This window comes from Ruegeria sp. G5, from assembly GCF_056533365.1.
This window is the reverse complement of the sequence record NZ_JBQFOK010000001.1, coordinates 1-15597: the sequence shown is the minus strand read 5'-3', so window position 1 is coordinate 15597 and position 15597 is coordinate 1. Positions and strand designations below refer to the sequence as shown.

Here is a 15597-nt window from a genome sequence, read left to right as displayed (position 1 = left end):
TTTGGGCCTCACCGCGTAACTGTAACGGGATATTGTGGTCGAACACAACGAATAGTAGCGCGGAAAACCCTAAAAATATGGGCGAATCGTTGCTTTTTTGCTTCAGAGAAAGGCCGTTTCGTCGAAAGAACGCAATTTCCGGCTGTGTAAACGCTCTAGCGGCATCCCACGCAAGTGTTCCATCGCGCGTATCCCAATCGCCAGATGTCGGCTGACCTGGGTGGTGTAAAACGCCGAAGCCATGCCAGGCAGCTTTAATTCACCATGCAGCGGCTTGTCCGAGACGCACAGAAGTGTCCCGTAGGGAACACGAAACCGATAGCCATTTGCAGCGATCGTTGCGCTTTCCATATCCAGCGCAATGGCGCGTGACTGGCTGAGACGTTGTACCGGGCCTGATTGATCGCGCAGCTCCCAGTTTCGGTTGTCGACCGAGGCGACGGTGCCGGTGCGCATGATCCGCTTCAGCTCATACCCTTCCAATTCGGTGACTTCGGCGACGGCCCGCTCCAACGCGACCTGTATCTCGGCCAGTGGCGGGATTGGCACCCACACAGGCAGGTCGTCGTCCAGCACCTTGTCTTCGCGCAGATAGGCGTGGGCCAGCACGAAATCTCCCAGCGCCTGTGTGTTGCGCAGGCCGGCGCAGTGGCCGACCATCAACCAGGCATGTGGGCGTAGAACTGCGATATGGTCGGTGGCGGTTTTGGCGTTGGACGGTCCGACCCCGATATTGACCAGCGTTATACCAGACCCGTCGGCGCGCTTGAGGTGATAGGTCGGCATCTGCGGCAGCTTTAGCGGTTGTTCCAAAACGCCGTCCGCCGTCGTAATCTCGATATTCCCGGTCGAAACGAAGCTGGTGTAGCCACTATTTGCGTCCGCCAATTGTTCGCGCGCGTAGTTTTCGAATTCTGACACGTAGAACTGGTAGTTGGTGAACAGAACGTGGTTCTGAAAATGGCCCGGATCGGTTGCGGTGTAATGAGACAACCTTGCCAGTGAATAATCCACACGCTGAGCGGTGAACAATGACAGAGGGCCGTCTTCGGCTTCGTGATCGTGCACACCGTTGACGATGTCGTCGTTTGTCGTTGTCAGGTCCGGTACGTCGAATACATCGCGCAATGTAAAGCCAGCGGCCCCCTGATGCGGAACAACCAGATCCGGGTTGTTGGCAACTGCAAAATGAACCGGGATTGGCGTGTCAGAGGCACCAATTGTCACGGGCTGGTCGTGGTTCTTGATCAACAACGCAATCTGCTGCTGCAGATACGCGCGAAACAGATCGGGGCGCGTCACGGTTGTCGCATGCGTGCCCGGTTCCGACACATGACCAAAACTCAGACGACTGTCGACTTGTGCGTAAGAGGTCGTTTTGATGCGAATCTCTGGGTAATAGGCTCTGAATCGCTCAGTCGGTGTGCCGACTTCCATCGCTTTGCCGAAATTTTCACAAAGGAAGGCTGTTGCCTTTTCGTACAGCTCTTCAAGCCGAGCGACTGCAGCCACCGGATCGGTGAATTTTTCGGGGTTCGGGACGTCAGGTGTTCTTATTATTGTCATGCCAAAGGTTCCAGCAGGTCGATTTTTTCAAAAGTTCGCACATCGACCAGCCCCAGATCGGAAATGCGTAATTCCGGTATCACCACAAGGGCCAGCAGCGAGTGCTGCATATATGCGTTGTTCAAGTTGCAACCACATGCCTGCATGGCCTCGACCATCCTGTCAGCCTTGGCGGCCACGTCTGCGGCCGGGCTGTCTGACATCAGTCCTGCGATGGGCAGCTCTACCAGTGCCAACTCTTCTCCATCGCGGAAAATAGTGATGCCGCCACCCACTTCGGCCAGCCGGTTTGCGGCCAGTGCCATCTGCGCGCGGTCTGTGCCGACTACGATCATGTGGTGGCTGTCATGTGCAACGGTTGAGGCCATCGCCATACGGCCCTGATACCCGAAACCTGAGACAAAGGCGTTTGTGACACCTCCGGTTGCGCGATGCCGTTCGACCAGCGCGATCTGACAGACGTCGCCTTCACCCTCGACCAGTCCGCCGATGATCGGCAGTTCTGACTTCAGCGCTTTGGTCGGCGCCTGGTTTTCAACAACGCCAATGACATTGGCCTGCACGCGATTTGCGCCGGGCGGTGCCTTGATCTGAAAATCGGTGTCTGTCAGCGCATGCCCCAAATGCACCGTTTTGCGCGCTGTCAACGGCCAGTCGAGATGGGGGCAATCTACCTTGATGTGGCCATCCTCTGCCACAACCTGACCTCGGGCGATGACCAATTCGATGGGTAGCTCTGTCAGGTCAGAACTGAGGATGATATCCGCCCGCCGCCCCGGTGTGATCGAGCCGATCTCGCGTTCCAGCCCAAAATGGGTCGCCGTATTGATCGTAGCCATTTGCAAAGCAATCAATGGGTCACATCCGCAGGCTATCGCATGGCGTACAACGCGGTTCATGTGGCCGTCATTGACCAGTGTGCCGGAATGGCAATCGTCCGTACACAAGATGAAGTTGCGTGGATCCAACCCTTTTTCGGTCACGGCGGTGATCTGGCTTTCCACATCAAACCAGGCAGATCCCAACCGCATCATCGAGCGCATCCCCTGACGCACACGCGCGATTGCGTCGGCCTCGCATGTGCCTTCATGGTCGTCAGCGGGGCCGCCCGCGACATAGGCCGCGAAATTGGGCCCCAAATTCGGCGAGGCGTAATGACCGCCAACCGTTTTGCCAGCCCGCTGCGTGGCTGCGATCTCGGCCAGCATTTTGGGGTCGCCATGGATGACACCGGGAAAGTTCATCATTTCGCCCAAGCCAATAATACCCGGCCATGACATCGCCTCGGCCACGTCATCTGGCGTAATCTCATACCCTGTCGTCTCAAGCCCCGGTGCCGAAGGTGCGCAGGACGGCATTTGGGTAAAAATGTTGACCGGCTGCATCATGGCCTCGTCATGCATCATGCGCACCCCGTCGAGGCCCAGCACATTGGCGATTTCATGCGGGTCTGTGAACATGCTGGTGGTGCCATGGGGAATAACGGCGCGCGCAAACTCTGCCGGGGTCAGCATCCCGGATTCGATATGCATATGCGCATCGCACAATCCGGGCAGCATGTAGCGCCCTTTGGCTTCGATGAGTTGCGTGTCCGGTCCGATGCAGTGTGACGCATCCGGTCCGACGAAAGCGATGCGCCCCGCTGCAATGGCCACGTCGTGATCGGGCAAAACCTCGCGGCTGTGCACGTTCACCCAAACACCGCTGCGGATAACGGTATCCGCAGCCTCTCTGCCAGCGGCGACTGCAATCAAACGAGGGGCGGTTTCGGGCCAGCTAGGGAAGGGCGTAAACTCCATGGCTCAACTTTTCTGAATGTTTGAAAAGGTTCAACCCCTGCCGAACATCTATCATGAAACCGTCACGCAGCGCGTCAGCGCTGCCGGGCCCAACCAAAGGCATTGCCTTTGGGCGGGAGTATCTTGGTCACGCGCCGATGTCTTTTCCAATCTCGCGCCGCACCCAGTCAGCGAACAACAACGCGCCCGGCGTTTCCTCGGCCTGAGGGGATAGCAATAGATAGTATGCCTCTGGCATCTGGGCGCGGTGTTGGAAGGGGGCAATCAAACGTCCTTGTTTGATCAGTCCCTGCGCGATCGTATCATGTGCCAGGCAAAGCCCACCGCCCGCCATCGCGACCGACAGGCTGACCAGATAGGTAGTGGAATACGTGATGGGCGGTTTTTCCCATATTAGAGACTGTTCTTCGACCCAGTTTTGCCAATTTGACAGTAGGTTCGAACAATCGAACAAGGGTTGCTGTTGCAGGTCATCCATTGTCACCTGATACCCCGGCGCACAGACCGGGTAGTATTGATCGGTCCGCAAAAGCTCGGTTCGGACGGTGTCCGACGGCCTTAGCGAGTACCGTATTTCAACGGCCGCACCTTCGGCCATTTCGCGCGGCTCCCACAATTCGGTGAAAAGGTTGAGCTGAATGTCAGGATGCTCGAGGCGAAAGGCCGGTAGTCGCGGCGCCAGCCAGTTGACCGCAAAGGTGATGTTACACTGTACTTGCACCGCATTTTGCTGCGCACCCGTCACGGCCTGGGTTCCACGCACCAGCGTGCGGAACGCCTCGCGCAACACTGGCAAATAGGTGATGCCCGCCTCGGTCAGTTCCAACGCGCGTGGGCGGCGCAGGAACAGCGGCTGGCCCAGATAACCTTCCAGCGACTTGATCTGTTGGCTGACCGCACTTTGGGTCATGTTCAAATCCCGGGCCGCGCCGGTAAAGGACAGGTGGCGCGCGGCGGCCTCGAATGTGCGCAGCCACCCCAGTGGCGGAAGCTGTTTCTGCATGTGCATAACCCTGTCATTAGCTCAGCTTATGAATTACTCACGTTTTTTTCGTTGGTCAAACGATCGCGACGCGGGCACGATTTTTTGCAAGTATCCATCCACTCAGACAGGAGCTTGGAATGAGCGTTGCCAATCTGCGCCCCAACATCGATCACTGGAATGAACGTGTTGATCTGGCTGCCACCTTTCGTTGGACCGAGCGGCTGAACATGCACGAAGGTGTCGCCAACCACTTTAGCCTTGCTGTGAATGAAAATGGGACGCAGTTCCTGATGAACGCAAACCAGATGCATTTCGCGCGTATCAAAGCGTCGAACCTGCTGTTGCTGGATGCCAACGACCCCGACGTGATGAACCAGCCAGGGGCGCCTGATCCAACCGCCTGGGGACTGCACGGATCAATTCACCGGCACTGCCCGCATGCACGATGTGTGATGCACGTCCATTCGATCTTTGCCACGGTGCTTGCGTCATTAGCGGATAGCACACTGCCCCCGATCGACCAGAACACCGCCACATTCTTCAACCGCTACGTGGTTGATCAAGAGTTTGGCGGGTTGGCGTTCGAGTCGGAAGGAGAGCGCTGTGCCGAGATGCTGTCGGACCCAAAGAAAAAGGTCATGATCATGGGCAATCACGGTGTGCTGGTCATTGGTCGTGATCCTGCCGATGCCTTTAATAGACTCTACTATTTCGAGCGGGCGGCAGAAACTTATATTCGCGCTTTGCAGACCGGTCAGCCGTTGCGTGTATTGTCGGACGAGATTGCAGAAAAGACCGCGCAAGAGTTGGATGATTACCCGGATCAGGCCGACGCGCATCTGCGTGAAATCAAAGCTTTGCTGGATGCCGACGGCGCGGATTACGCGACCTGACCTCTGCCAATAAACAGGAGTGAAAACTGTGACGGACAAATCTCCGATGCAGGACATGAGCCGCGAGTGGAACTATCATCCGGATCTTCCGCTTTATAACCCTTCGATCTTCCAATGGCCGCCCAATCCCGCCTTTCTGCTGGGTTGGCTTGCCCGGAATTGGCTGACGCTGAGCGAACGTGTGCTGATGGTCGGCCTTGCGATTGCGCTATGGGCGCTGTTCTACCCGTCACTTGAGACCGCCAAGACCTTTGCCTTTGGGTGGGTTTTTCAGGTTTGGCTTGTGAATTTTGTCATGATCTTCGCCGTGGCAGGTGGATTGCACTGGTATTTCTACATGCACAAGGCGCAAGGTAAGCGGTTGAAATTCGAACGGCGCGATCAGGGCAAGAACAACAAGCTGTGGGATTTCAGTGACCAGGTTCTGGACAACATGTTCTGGTCATTGGGCTCAGGTGTCCTGCAATTGACCGGGTTTCAGGTGGTAACCATGTGGCTGATGGCCAACGGCTATGCGCCTGTCATCACTTTCGCCGAAAACCCGGTCTGGTTTGTGCTGTGGCTCATCCTGCTTCCGATGTGGTCAGCCTTTCACTTTTACTGGGTACATCGTCTGCTCCATCAGCCGTTTCTGTATAAAAAAGTGCACAGTCTGCACCACAGAAACGTCAATATCGGCCCATGGTCGGGGTTCTCGATGCACCCGGTCGAACATTTCCTGTATCTGACCACGCTGTGCATCCATTGGATTGTGCCGTCCCACCCCATTCACCTGTATTTTCATATCGTGTTTCAGGGTCCGGGTGCAGCGATGACACATACCGGCTACGAAGAGCTGCTGATCCGTGACAAGCGGCGATTGGCCCTTGGAACTTTTTACCACCAGCTCCACCACCGGTATTACGAGTGCAATTACGGCAATCAGGAAATGCCGTGGGACCGCTGGTTTGGCACCTTTCATGATGGATCGGACGCCGCCACTGCGGAAACGCGGGCCCGAAAAAAACGCATGTTTGGCTAGTTTAGGGTCGATCGTAGAGCGCGCGGTGTTGTCCCAAACTCGGCGCGAAAGGCGCGGGTCAGTGCGCTTGGGTTTTCATAACCGGTGCGCAGGGCAATTTCGCTAACGGTCAAATCTGTCTCGGCGACCAGCTTGCGAGCCAGGTTCAGACGCAATCGGCGGTAAACCTGTGCAGGTCCGGCGCCAAGCTCGGCCTGCATCCGCAATGCCAACGCCTTTTGCGACCGACCCACACGGCGCGCGATCTGAGAAATCGGTAAGGGGGCCTCCAACGTCTCCTGCATAATGGCCAGCGCTTTGTTGACGTACCCGCTGGTTGCACCCGCGCCGCCAGAATGCGAGCGGGCGGAATCGCGGGTCATGAAAAGCTGCGCGACTTCTAGCGCCAGCGCCTGACCATGATCTCGTCCGATCAGGTGCAACACAAGGTCAAAGGCGGCCATTGCCCCGGAACAGGTGATGCGGTCACGATCAATCACATACCGCTCGCGCTCTGCTTTGATTTCAGGGAAACGCTCGGTAAATCCGGTCAGCTCTTCCCAGTGAATAGTTGCGCGATAGCCGTCCAGCAATCCGGCCAGCCCCAGCAGCCAGCTGCCTGTGTCCAGCCCGGCAAGAATGGGAAACCGGGCCGTGGCAGACCTTAGACCTGCCAGTGTTTGCCAACCGCCATGGGACCGGAATCCGTATGAGGGCATGACCATCAACGTGTTACCACTTGCAGATTGCAGCTTGCCATGTGGCGCGACCTGCAATCCCGAAGACGACGTGATGGGTCCATCCTCTAACGACAGAAACTCCCATCTATATAGGGACTTACCTGCAAGGGTATTTGCGGCCCGCAATGGCTCAACCGTGTTCGCCAGGCAGTGATTAGAAAACCCGTCAAACAGCAGTATCCCAAATTGCTGTGTGGCGGAGGGTGATTTAGTCCATTTAGGCATGATGAACGTCTATTTTGGCATGATAAATTAATCAAGCCGCGTCAGAATTGAACGAATTCAGGATGCGGAGACCCCAGATGCAATATGGCTTGTCCGACGAACAGGAAATGATCGCTGCCACGGTCCGCAGCTTTGTCGAAAACGAAATCTACCCTCATGAAGAGTTGGTCGAGCGCACCGGCGAGGTTCCACATGAGATCGCGGAAAACATCAAGCGCAAGACGATCGAGCTGGGGTTTTACGCCTGCAACTTTCCCGAAAGCGTCGGTTGCGCTGGTTTGAACCACCTCGAATTCGCTTTGGTCGAACGGGAGTTGGGGCGTGGGTCGATGGCATTGAACCACTTTTTTGGTCGGCCGCAGAACATTTTGATGGCGTGCCAAGGCGATCAGGTTGAACGCTACCTTATGCCCGCGGTGCGGGGCGAAAAGATGGATGCGTTGGCCATGACGGAACCGGGTGCGGGCTCGGACGTGAGAGGGATGAAATGCGCGGCTGTGCGCGATGGTGGTGATTGGGTGGTCAATGGCACCAAACATTTCATCTCAGGTGCAGAACATGCCGATTTCATCATAGTGTTTATTGCAACGGGCGAGGATCAAACTCCGAAAGGCCCAAAAAAGCGGATAACCGCGTTTCTGGTGGATCGCGGCACGCCCGGTTTCACCATTCGGGATGGGTATAAATCGGTCAGCCATCGCGGTTACAAGAACATGGTTCTGGATTTCGACGACTGTCGTTTGCCCGACGCGCAGGTTTTGGGCGAGGTCGATGGCGGGTTTGAGGTGATGAACACTTGGCTCTATGCCACGCGTATAACGGTTGCCGCCATGTCGGTTGGCCGGGCGCGCCGGGCGTTTGATTATGCGTTGGATTACGCGGCCACCCGGGAACAGTTCGGTCAGAAAATCGGTAAATTCCAGGGTGTCTCGTTCCAGATCGCCGACATGATCACTGAGATTGATGCCGCTGATCTGTTGACGCTGGCAGCGGCGGATCGGTTGGACAAGGGCTTGCCTGCAAACCGAGAAATCGCGTCGGCGAAACTATACGCATCTGAGATGCTGGCGCGGGTGACGGACGCGGCAATTCAGGTGCATGGCGGCATGGGTCTGATGGACGATTACCCGCTGGAGCGTTTTTGGCGCGACGCGCGTGTTGAGCGTATATGGGACGGTACAAGCGAAATTCAGCGCCATATTATCAGTCGCGATCTGCTTAGGGCGCTGGGCGCATGACAACAGGGCTGGCCCGCGCGCTGAACCCAAAGTCTATCGCCGTAATTGGTGGCGGTGCTTGGTGTGCGGCCGTCATCCAGCAAGCGCGAAAGTTTGGCTTCGAAGGCGAGATCTGGCCGGTTCACCCAAAAGCCGCCGAGGTTGCTGGCGTGCGCACTTTTCCAAGTTTGGAGGCGTTGCCTTCTGCGCCGGATGTGGCATTTGTGGGGATTAACCGCCAAGCCACGGTTCAAGCCGTTTCAGTTCTGTCGGCGATGGGGGCCGGCGGGGCCGTGTGTTTCGCATCCGGTTTTACCGAGGCAAAGGCCGAAGACGATCTGGGTGCCGACCTGCAAGATCAATTGATTGCCGCAGCGGGCCCCATGCCGATTCTTGGGCCAAACTGCTATGGCTTTATCAACGGCCTGGAACGCGTGGCTGTCTGGCCGGATCAGCATGGGATGTCACGGGTAGACCAGGGCGTTGCGATCCTGACGCAAAGCTCGAACATTGCGATCAACATGACGATGCAGCAGCGCGCCCTGCCGTTAGCGTTTATGCTGACATGCGGAAATCAGGCTCAGACCCATCAGGCCGAGATCGCCTCAGCTCTACTGGATGACGACAGAATTACCGCGATTGGTGTGCACATCGAAGGGTTTGGCGACCTTCGAAAATGGGAGGCACTGGCAGAAAAAGCCCGGCAGCGCAATATTCCGATCGTGGCGCTAAAGATAGGGCGATCCACCCATGCCCAAGCAGCGGCGATCTCACATACAGCCTCGTTGGCGGGTGGAGATGCAGGTGCGCAAGCCTTTCTGGACCGTCTTGGCATTGCACGTCTGGATGATGTGCCAAGTTTTCTGGAATGCCTGAAGCTGTTGCATGTAGCGGGGCGTCTGGATGGCAACGGAATTGGAACGATCAGCTGCTCTGGCGGTGAAGCCAGCCTTGCCGCCGATATGGCCGAAGGGATGTCCCTGCATTTTCCACCGTTGAATGAGACGCAGCAGGTTGAATTACGTGCGGCACTGGGCCCGATGGTCGCATTGGCAAATCCGCTGGATTACCACACCTATATCTGGCGCGACACTCAGGCGATGACCCGCGCGTGGGCGGCGATGATCTGTTCTGAACAGGCCCTAACGCTCGCGATTGTGGACTATCCGCATACGGATGCGACCGATTGGGATTGCGCCACGCAAGCGGCCTTGAATTGCGTCGCGCAAACAGGACGTGCGTTTGCCGTTGCAGCCACTTTGCCGGAACTTATGCCGCAGCATGTTGCGCAGCGTCTGATGGACGGGGGCGTGGTTCCTTTTGCAGGTCTACGAGAGGCCTTGGTCGCCGTCGAGGCCGCCGCGCGCCCAAATCCACGTGCATCTGAACCCGTTCTGTTGCCCTCGACAACAGAAGCGGACACAACCTTGACCGAGGCTGAGGCAAAACAAGACTTGGCCACCTTTGGCGTGCGGGTTCCGCGCAGCCTTGAAACTCTGGCTTCAGTTCTTCCCGAGGACCTAGCAGGCCTGGAGGGCCCGTTCGCAGTCAAGGGCGTTGGGCTGGCGCATAAATCTGAACACGGGGCGGTGCGACTGGACGCTAAGAAAGAGGATGTCCGGCAAGTTGCAGCAGATATCGGCACACAGAGCGTTCTGATCGAGGAAATGGCCCCATCAGGTGTGGCCGAGTTGTTGATCGGCGTGACGCGCGATCCTGCGCATGGCTATGTTCTGACAATAGGTGCGGGCGGTGTTCTGACTGAGATTATGCGCGACACGAAGTCGTTGCTGATCCCGTCGACCAGAACAGCCATCCGCGACGCTTTGGGCAAGCTAGACTGTGCACCGCTGCTGACAGGCTATCGCGGGAAACCAGCCGCGAACCTTGATGCTGTGCTGGACACGATCGAGGCCGTGCAGGCCTATGTCATTGCCAACGCAGCCCATGTCAGCGAAGTTGAAATCAATCCGCTTATCTGCGCGCCGGATGGTGCGGTGGCAGTGGATGCCCTGATCCGAAAGGCACGTTCATGAATCCGGTCAAAACCAAGCGCGAGGGCGCAATACTCGAGGTCACTTTGGATCGTCCTAAGGCCAACGCTATTGATCTCGCCACCAGTCGGGTGATGGGTGACGTGTTTCGCGCGTTTCGCGATGACCCCGATCTGCGTGTGGCCATCGTCACGGGCGGTGGCGAAAAGTTCTTTTGCCCCGGCTGGGATTTGAAAGCCGCAGCCGACGGTGACGCAGTTGACGGTGACTACGGCGTCGGTGGCTTCGGCGGTTTGCAGGAACTGCGGGATATGAACAAGCCTGTCATTGCGGCTGTAAACGGAATTGCCTGTGGTGGTGGGCTGGAACTGGCCCTGAGCGCCGATATGATTATCGCTGCGGATCATGCCAGCTTTGCCCTGCCGGAAATCAGATCCGGAACTGTCGCCGATGCGGCAAGCGTCAAGCTGCCCAAGCGCATCCCATATCATATCGCGATGGAACTGCTGCTCACCGGGCGCTGGTTTGATCCGGAAGAGGCTAAGAACTGGGGTCTGATCAACGAGATTGTTCCCGGTGACCAGTTGATGGATCGTGCATGGGAGCTGGCTCGTCTGTTGGCCAGCGGGCCGCCATTGGTTTACGCGGCCATCAAGGAAATCGTGCGCGAAGCCGAGGATTCCAAGTTTCAGGACGTCATGAACCGGATCACGCGTCGGCAATTGCCGACCGTAGATACCCTCTACGGGTCCGAAGACAATCTGGAGGGCGCGCGCGCCTTTGCCGAGAAACGCGATCCCGTCTGGAAAGGCCGCTAAACCCGTTCGAACAAGGCAATAAGCGCCGTGTCGTCCTTGTTGGGTCCGATGGCGAGGTCTCCGTATATCCGGACCTCGGGCAGGGCGAGGTTCTGAATCTGACCCTGAGCCAGCTTGTGCAGGGCCTCTGCAAAACCCAGTTTTTCATAGTGCTGCGCGTTGATGGAAAGGGCGAATTGCGCGCCCGGACGCGCGACACGCAATAATGGCATCAACGCCTCGGGCCCCAAGTGGCCATGTGTGAATGTGCCTGATGACACAATACCCGAATAGCTTTCGCGTGGAACCGGGATCCCATCGTTCAGGTCTGCCTCGATCGCGTCGCGGTAGATATCCTTTCGCATGGCCTGTTCCAGCATCTCGGCGCTGATGTCGGTGGCGTCGATGGGTCCGACACCCAGACCGGCCAGAACGGCACCGCAAAGTCCGGTGCCGGCGCCAACATCCAACACAGGTCCTTGCCCCCCAGCGCCAACAAAGGCGCGGGCTGCATGAATGTGAAGTTGGTAGTCTTCTCGCGCGGCAAAGCCTTCGTCGTAATCTCCGGCCCATTCGGCATAAAGCCGTTTATGGTCATCTGGGGTGTTCAGCGCGTAGGCTGCGTGCAGATCGGGTGTTTTGTCACTCATGCCCAAAAGAAAGGCGCAACCGGGGATTCGAATCAAGTATCACGGACCAGGCGCTTGCATCTGCGCTGATTGCCGATCATCAATGGCGGCATGACAGGTACTCTTTTCTCGTTCGGCCATGGCTATTCGGCACAGGAATTGTCGCGGTCGCTGGCACCCAAGGATTGGCGGATCATCGGAACGACGCGCGACCCGGCGCAATCAGCAAGCTTGCGTGCTTCGGGGGCCGAGCCGGTAATCTGGCCGGGGCAGAAAATCGATCTGGACGGGGTAACGCATCTGCTGATCTCAACCGCACCGAAAGCAGATGGTGATCCGGTTCTGGCCGCGCTGAAAGACGAGATTTCAGAACGCGCCACGCAGTTCAAATGGGTAGGCTACCTTTCGACGACAGCTGTGTATGGCGACCATCAGGGCGATTGGGTTGATGAGAACACACCGCCCACGCCGACAGCGCAGCGAGGCAAGTGGCGCGTACAGGCTGAACAGCAATGGTTGGGCGTTCCCGGGTTGCCGACACACATATTCCGCCTCGCCGGTATTTACGGCCCGGGACGCGGTCCTTTTTCGAAACTCAAACGCGTGGGAATGCGTCGGATTATCAAACCGGGTCAGGTCTTTTCTCGCATTCACGTGACGGACATTGCGCAGGTGTTGGCGGCGTCCATGTCAAATCCCAATCCGGGTACCGTATACAATGTCTGTGACGATGAACCGGTGCCTCCTCAGGATGTGATATCCTATGCGGCGGAATTGCAGGGCTTGCCGTTGCCCCCTGCCGTGCCATTTGACGAAGCCGATCTGACACCGATGGCACGTAGTTTTTACAATGAAAACAAACGGGTCAGGAATGACAGGATCAAGGATGAGCTGGGTGTAACCCTGCAATACCCCAACTATCGCGTCGGGCTCAGATCCCTGATGCAGGACAGCTAATTTCAAACCCATAGCTTTTAGTTATCAAAACCATCCATAAACAAAACTTTTTCGCATGGCTTGGCTCTGCTAGAAACAGTCGTGACAAGGCCCATGAGTCGCTGTTGCCCATTCGGACTGCGCGAAATTTCGCCATGCGTTTAGAATGGATAAAAGTGTCATCTATATGTGTTCTTGATCGACCGAGTTTTTTTAGCGGTGCGTTTGCACCGGAATATTGCCAGGAATGGAGATCGTCATGGACGGAAGTGATAACCCCAACGCAGGTGGATGCCCTGTGATGCACGGCGCAGGAACCCGGTCTAACCGGGATTGGTGGCCGAACCAGCTGAACCTTTCGATCTTGCATCAGCACGGACCGGCTTCAAACCCGATGGGTGCCGATTTCAACTATGCCGAAGAGTTCAAGAAACTGGACATGAAGGCGCTGAAAGATGACCTTTATGCGCTGATGACGGACTCTCAGGACTGGTGGCCTGCGGATTACGGTCATTATGGCGGTTTGTTCATCCGTATGGCATGGCACAGCGCGGGTACGTACCGGACGGCGGATGGCCGTGGTGGTGCCTCGACCGGGAACCAGCGGTTTGCACCGCTGAACAGCTGGCCGGACAATGGAAACCTTGACAAAGCGCGCCGTCTGCTTTGGCCGATCAAGCAGAAATACGGCAACCAGATTTCCTGGGCCGACCTGATGATCCTGGCCGGCAACTGCGCCATCGAGTCGATGGGTGGCAAAACCTTTGGCTTCGCCGGTGGCCGCGAGGACATCTGGGCCCCTGAGGAAGATATCTATTGGGGTACCGAAACCGAATGGCTTGCCCCAACCGAAAATCCTCACAGCCGCTATTCCGGCGAACGTGATCTGGAAAATCCGCTGGCCGCTGTTCAGATGGGTCTGATCTATGTGAACCCCGAGGGTCCGGATGGTGAGCCGAACGTTCTGGCATCAGGCCGCGATATCCGCGATACCTTTGGTCGGATGGCGATGAACGACGAAGAAACCGTCGCTCTGGTCGCAGGTGGTCACACGTTCGGTAAGGCGCATGGTGCAGGCGATCCGGATCTGGTTGGCCCCGAACCCGAAGCTGCCCCGATCGAAGAAATGGGCTTTGGCTGGATTAACAAGTTCGGTTCCGGCAAGGGCGACGACACCACTACTTCGGGCATCGAAGGTGCGTGGACCGCAAACCCGATCAAATGGGACAACGGCTATTTCGACCTGTTGTTCGGATACGAATGGAACCTGACCAAAAGCCCCTCGGGCGCCTATATCTGGGAGCCGATCGGCGTCAAAGACGAAGACATGGCCCCGGCGGCGCATGATCCGTCGAAAAAGGTCAAGACCATGATGACCACCGCCGACATGGCGATGCGCATGGACCCGATCTATGGCCCGATCTCGAAACGCTTCCACGAGAACCCGGACGAGTTCGCAGATGCCTTCGCACGCGCCTGGTTCAAGCTGACCCACCGCGATATGGGCCCGCGTTCCAACTACATCGGTGAAGAAGCCCCGACCGAAGAGTTGATCTGGCAAGATAACGTCCCTGCCGTGGATCATGACCTGATTGATGATGCGGATGTGGCCGACCTGAAAGCCAAGATCGCGGCTACCGGTCTGTCGGTGTCTGATCTGGTCTCGACCGCATGGGCCTCGGCCTCGACCTTCCGCGGGTCGGACAAGCGCGGTGGTGCCAACGGCGCGCGTATCCGCCTTGCGCCGCAGAAAGACTGGGAAGTGAACGAGCCGATGAAACTGTCCAAAACGCTGGATGCGTTGGAAGGCGTTCAGAAGGCGTTCAATGATGCGCAGTCCGGCGGTAAGAAAGTGTCTCTGGCTGATGTGATCGTGCTTGCAGGTGCCGCAGGCGTCGAACAAGCGGCCAAAGCCGCGGGTCATGACGTTGAAGTTCCGTTCACCCCTGGTCGAACAGATGCCTCGCAAGAGCAGACCGATGTGGACAGCTTTGCCGTGATGGAGCCCATCGCAGACGGCTTCCGCAATTACCAGAAGGGCGACTATACGGTATCGCCAGAAGAGCTGTTGGTCGACAAAGCGCAGTTGCTGGCTTTGTCCGCGCCCGAGATGACAGCGCTGGTTGGTGGTCTGCGTGTCCTTGGTGCCAATTTCGGTGATACCAAGCATGGTGTCTTCACTGACCGTGTCGGCACACTCAGTACCGATTTCTTCACCAACCTTCTGGATATGGGTACCGAATGGAAACCTTCCGGCAAAGGTGTCTATGAAGGTCGCGACCGCGCGAGCGGAGCGGTCAAATGGACCGGTACACGTGTTGATCTCGTCTTCGGCTCGAACTCGCAACTGAGGGCGCTGGCAGAAGTCTACGGTCAGGCCGATGCAGACGGGAAATTCATCAGCGACTTTGTGTCCGCCTGGAACAAAGTGATGAACGCAGATCGTTTCGATCTGAAATAAAAAGACCACCACTCACAAAACTGCGCCGCCTGGGGAGACCTCGGCGGCGTTTTTCTTGGCCACTCGCGAAGATACTGGAAGAGCGTTGGGCGCGATTCCGTCAGAATGCACCTTTGCTTTGTGCTGTCACGACCGAATAGGCGGAAATTCCACGCTATTCTTAAATCTAACATGTTGTTTTCATTAAGGTATGCGAGATTTTGCCGAGAAATGTGAAGTTTTTTCAAAATGGGGGTTGCAGGTCCCAGACCTAATCCGTAAATACCCCTTCACCGGCGCTGTTGAGGTGCTGGGACGCGGCGGAAGCGGCGGAGACGCATCGGAGAGACGGTGGGCATCTAGGGTTATTGATTAG

The 15597-nt window shown here is 57.0% G+C and carries 12 protein-coding genes; 7 read left to right on the top strand and 5 right to left on the bottom strand.

Annotated features, from left to right (window positions below):
- Positions 1-102: 102 nt before the first annotated feature.
- The 3 genes from ACR0BD_RS00060 to ACR0BD_RS00050 form a co-directional block, all read right to left on the bottom strand.
- Positions 103-1566, bottom strand: a complete 1464-nt coding sequence (locus ACR0BD_RS00060) for an AMP nucleosidase (RefSeq protein ID WP_480828258.1) — start codon at positions 1564-1566, stop codon at positions 103-105.
- Entirely contained in the window at positions 1563-3365 is a 1803-nt protein-coding gene (ade, locus tag ACR0BD_RS00055; RefSeq protein ID WP_480828257.1) for an adenine deaminase, read from the bottom strand. Before ade ends, ACR0BD_RS00060 begins: the two co-directional genes overlap by 4 nt.
- Positions 3366-3492: 127 nt before the next feature.
- Positions 3493-4368: a LysR family transcriptional regulator gene (locus ACR0BD_RS00050; RefSeq protein ID WP_480828256.1), complete on the bottom strand. Its 876-nt coding sequence runs from the start codon at positions 4366-4368 to the stop codon at positions 3493-3495.
- A gap of 119 nt (positions 4369-4487) precedes the next feature.
- Here ACR0BD_RS00050 and ACR0BD_RS00045 point away from each other — a divergent pair, with 119 nt between their 5' ends.
- Together ACR0BD_RS00045 and ACR0BD_RS00040 are read left to right on the top strand one after the other, a co-directional pair.
- Positions 4488-5243 (top strand): class II aldolase and adducin N-terminal domain-containing protein, encoded by a 756-nt coding sequence (locus tag ACR0BD_RS00045; protein WP_480828255.1) that lies wholly within the window; start codon positions 4488-4490, stop codon positions 5241-5243.
- A 28-nt stretch (positions 5244-5271) separates the two neighbouring features.
- Positions 5272-6264 (top strand): sterol desaturase family protein, encoded by a 993-nt coding sequence (locus tag ACR0BD_RS00040; protein WP_480828254.1) that lies wholly within the window; start codon positions 5272-5274, stop codon positions 6262-6264.
- On the opposite strand, the gene ACR0BD_RS00035 is transcribed toward ACR0BD_RS00040, so the two are convergent.
- Complete coding sequence (locus ACR0BD_RS00035; protein WP_480828253.1) at positions 6261-7208, bottom strand: GlxA family transcriptional regulator; 948 nt, start codon at positions 7206-7208, stop codon at positions 6261-6263. The genes ACR0BD_RS00040 and ACR0BD_RS00035 overlap by 4 nt on opposite strands.
- 77 nt (positions 7209-7285) lie before the next feature.
- Between ACR0BD_RS00035 and ACR0BD_RS00030 the strand changes: the two genes are divergently transcribed.
- Genes ACR0BD_RS00030 through ACR0BD_RS00020 form a run of 3 tightly spaced genes read left to right on the top strand, consistent with a single transcriptional unit; the run spans position 7286 to position 11237 of the window.
- Positions 7286-8446: an acyl-CoA dehydrogenase family protein gene (locus tag ACR0BD_RS00030; protein ID WP_480828804.1), complete on the top strand. Its 1161-nt coding sequence runs from the start codon at positions 7286-7288 to the stop codon at positions 8444-8446.
- Entirely contained in the window at positions 8443-10461 is a 2019-nt protein-coding gene (locus ACR0BD_RS00025) for an acetate--CoA ligase family protein (protein WP_480828252.1), read from the top strand. Before ACR0BD_RS00030 ends, ACR0BD_RS00025 begins: the two co-directional genes overlap by 4 nt.
- On the top strand, positions 10458-11237 hold the full coding sequence (locus ACR0BD_RS00020) for a carnitinyl-CoA dehydratase (RefSeq protein WP_480828251.1): 780 nt from the start codon (positions 10458-10460) through the stop codon (positions 11235-11237). The genes ACR0BD_RS00025 and ACR0BD_RS00020 overlap by 4 nt, the downstream gene beginning before the upstream one ends.
- On the opposite strand, the gene ACR0BD_RS00015 is transcribed toward ACR0BD_RS00020, so the two are convergent.
- The gene (locus ACR0BD_RS00015) at positions 11234-11866 is read right to left on the bottom strand and encodes a class I SAM-dependent DNA methyltransferase (RefSeq protein WP_480700369.1); all 633 of its coding nucleotides are present in this window, start codon (positions 11864-11866) and stop codon (positions 11234-11236) included. The two genes, ACR0BD_RS00020 and ACR0BD_RS00015, sit on opposite strands and share 4 nt — an antisense overlap.
- A gap of 90 nt (positions 11867-11956) precedes the next feature.
- On the opposite strand from ACR0BD_RS00015, the gene ACR0BD_RS00010 reads away from it, so the two are divergent.
- Positions 11957-12802, top strand: coding sequence for an SDR family oxidoreductase (locus ACR0BD_RS00010; protein ID WP_480828250.1), 846 nt, complete (start codon positions 11957-11959; stop codon positions 12800-12802).
- A 238-nt stretch (positions 12803-13040) separates the two neighbouring features.
- The gene (gene katG, locus ACR0BD_RS00005) at positions 13041-15242 is read left to right on the top strand and encodes a catalase/peroxidase HPI (RefSeq protein WP_480828249.1); all 2202 of its coding nucleotides are present in this window, start codon (positions 13041-13043) and stop codon (positions 15240-15242) included.
- Positions 15243-15597: the final 355 nt, after the last annotated feature.

Coding starts and splice junctions, on each gene's coding strand:
- ACR0BD_RS00060 (WP_480828258.1), bottom strand. CDS start 1,566: ATGACAATAATAAGAACACCTGACGTCCCGAACCCCGAAAAATTCACC.
- ade (WP_480828257.1), bottom strand. CDS start 3,365: ATGGAGTTTACGCCCTTCCCTAGCTGGCCCGAAACCGCCCCTCGTTTG.
- ACR0BD_RS00050 (WP_480828256.1), bottom strand. CDS start 4,368: ATGCAGAAACAGCTTCCGCCACTGGGGTGGCTGCGCACATTCGAGGCC.
- ACR0BD_RS00045 (WP_480828255.1), top strand. CDS start 4,488: ATGAGCGTTGCCAATCTGCGCCCCAACATCGATCACTGGAATGAACGT.
- ACR0BD_RS00035 (WP_480828253.1), bottom strand. CDS start 7,208: ATGCCTAAATGGACTAAATCACCCTCCGCCACACAGCAATTTGGGATA.
- ACR0BD_RS00030 (WP_480828804.1), top strand. CDS start 7,286: ATGCAATATGGCTTGTCCGACGAACAGGAAATGATCGCTGCCACGGTC.
- ACR0BD_RS00025 (WP_480828252.1), top strand. CDS start 8,443: ATGACAACAGGGCTGGCCCGCGCGCTGAACCCAAAGTCTATCGCCGTA.
- ACR0BD_RS00020 (WP_480828251.1), top strand. CDS start 10,458: ATGAATCCGGTCAAAACCAAGCGCGAGGGCGCAATACTCGAGGTCACT.
- ACR0BD_RS00015 (WP_480700369.1), bottom strand. CDS start 11,866: ATGAGTGACAAAACACCCGATCTGCACGCAGCCTACGCGCTGAACACC.
- ACR0BD_RS00010 (WP_480828250.1), top strand. CDS start 11,957: ATGACAGGTACTCTTTTCTCGTTCGGCCATGGCTATTCGGCACAGGAA.
- katG (WP_480828249.1), top strand. CDS start 13,041: ATGGACGGAAGTGATAACCCCAACGCAGGTGGATGCCCTGTGATGCAC.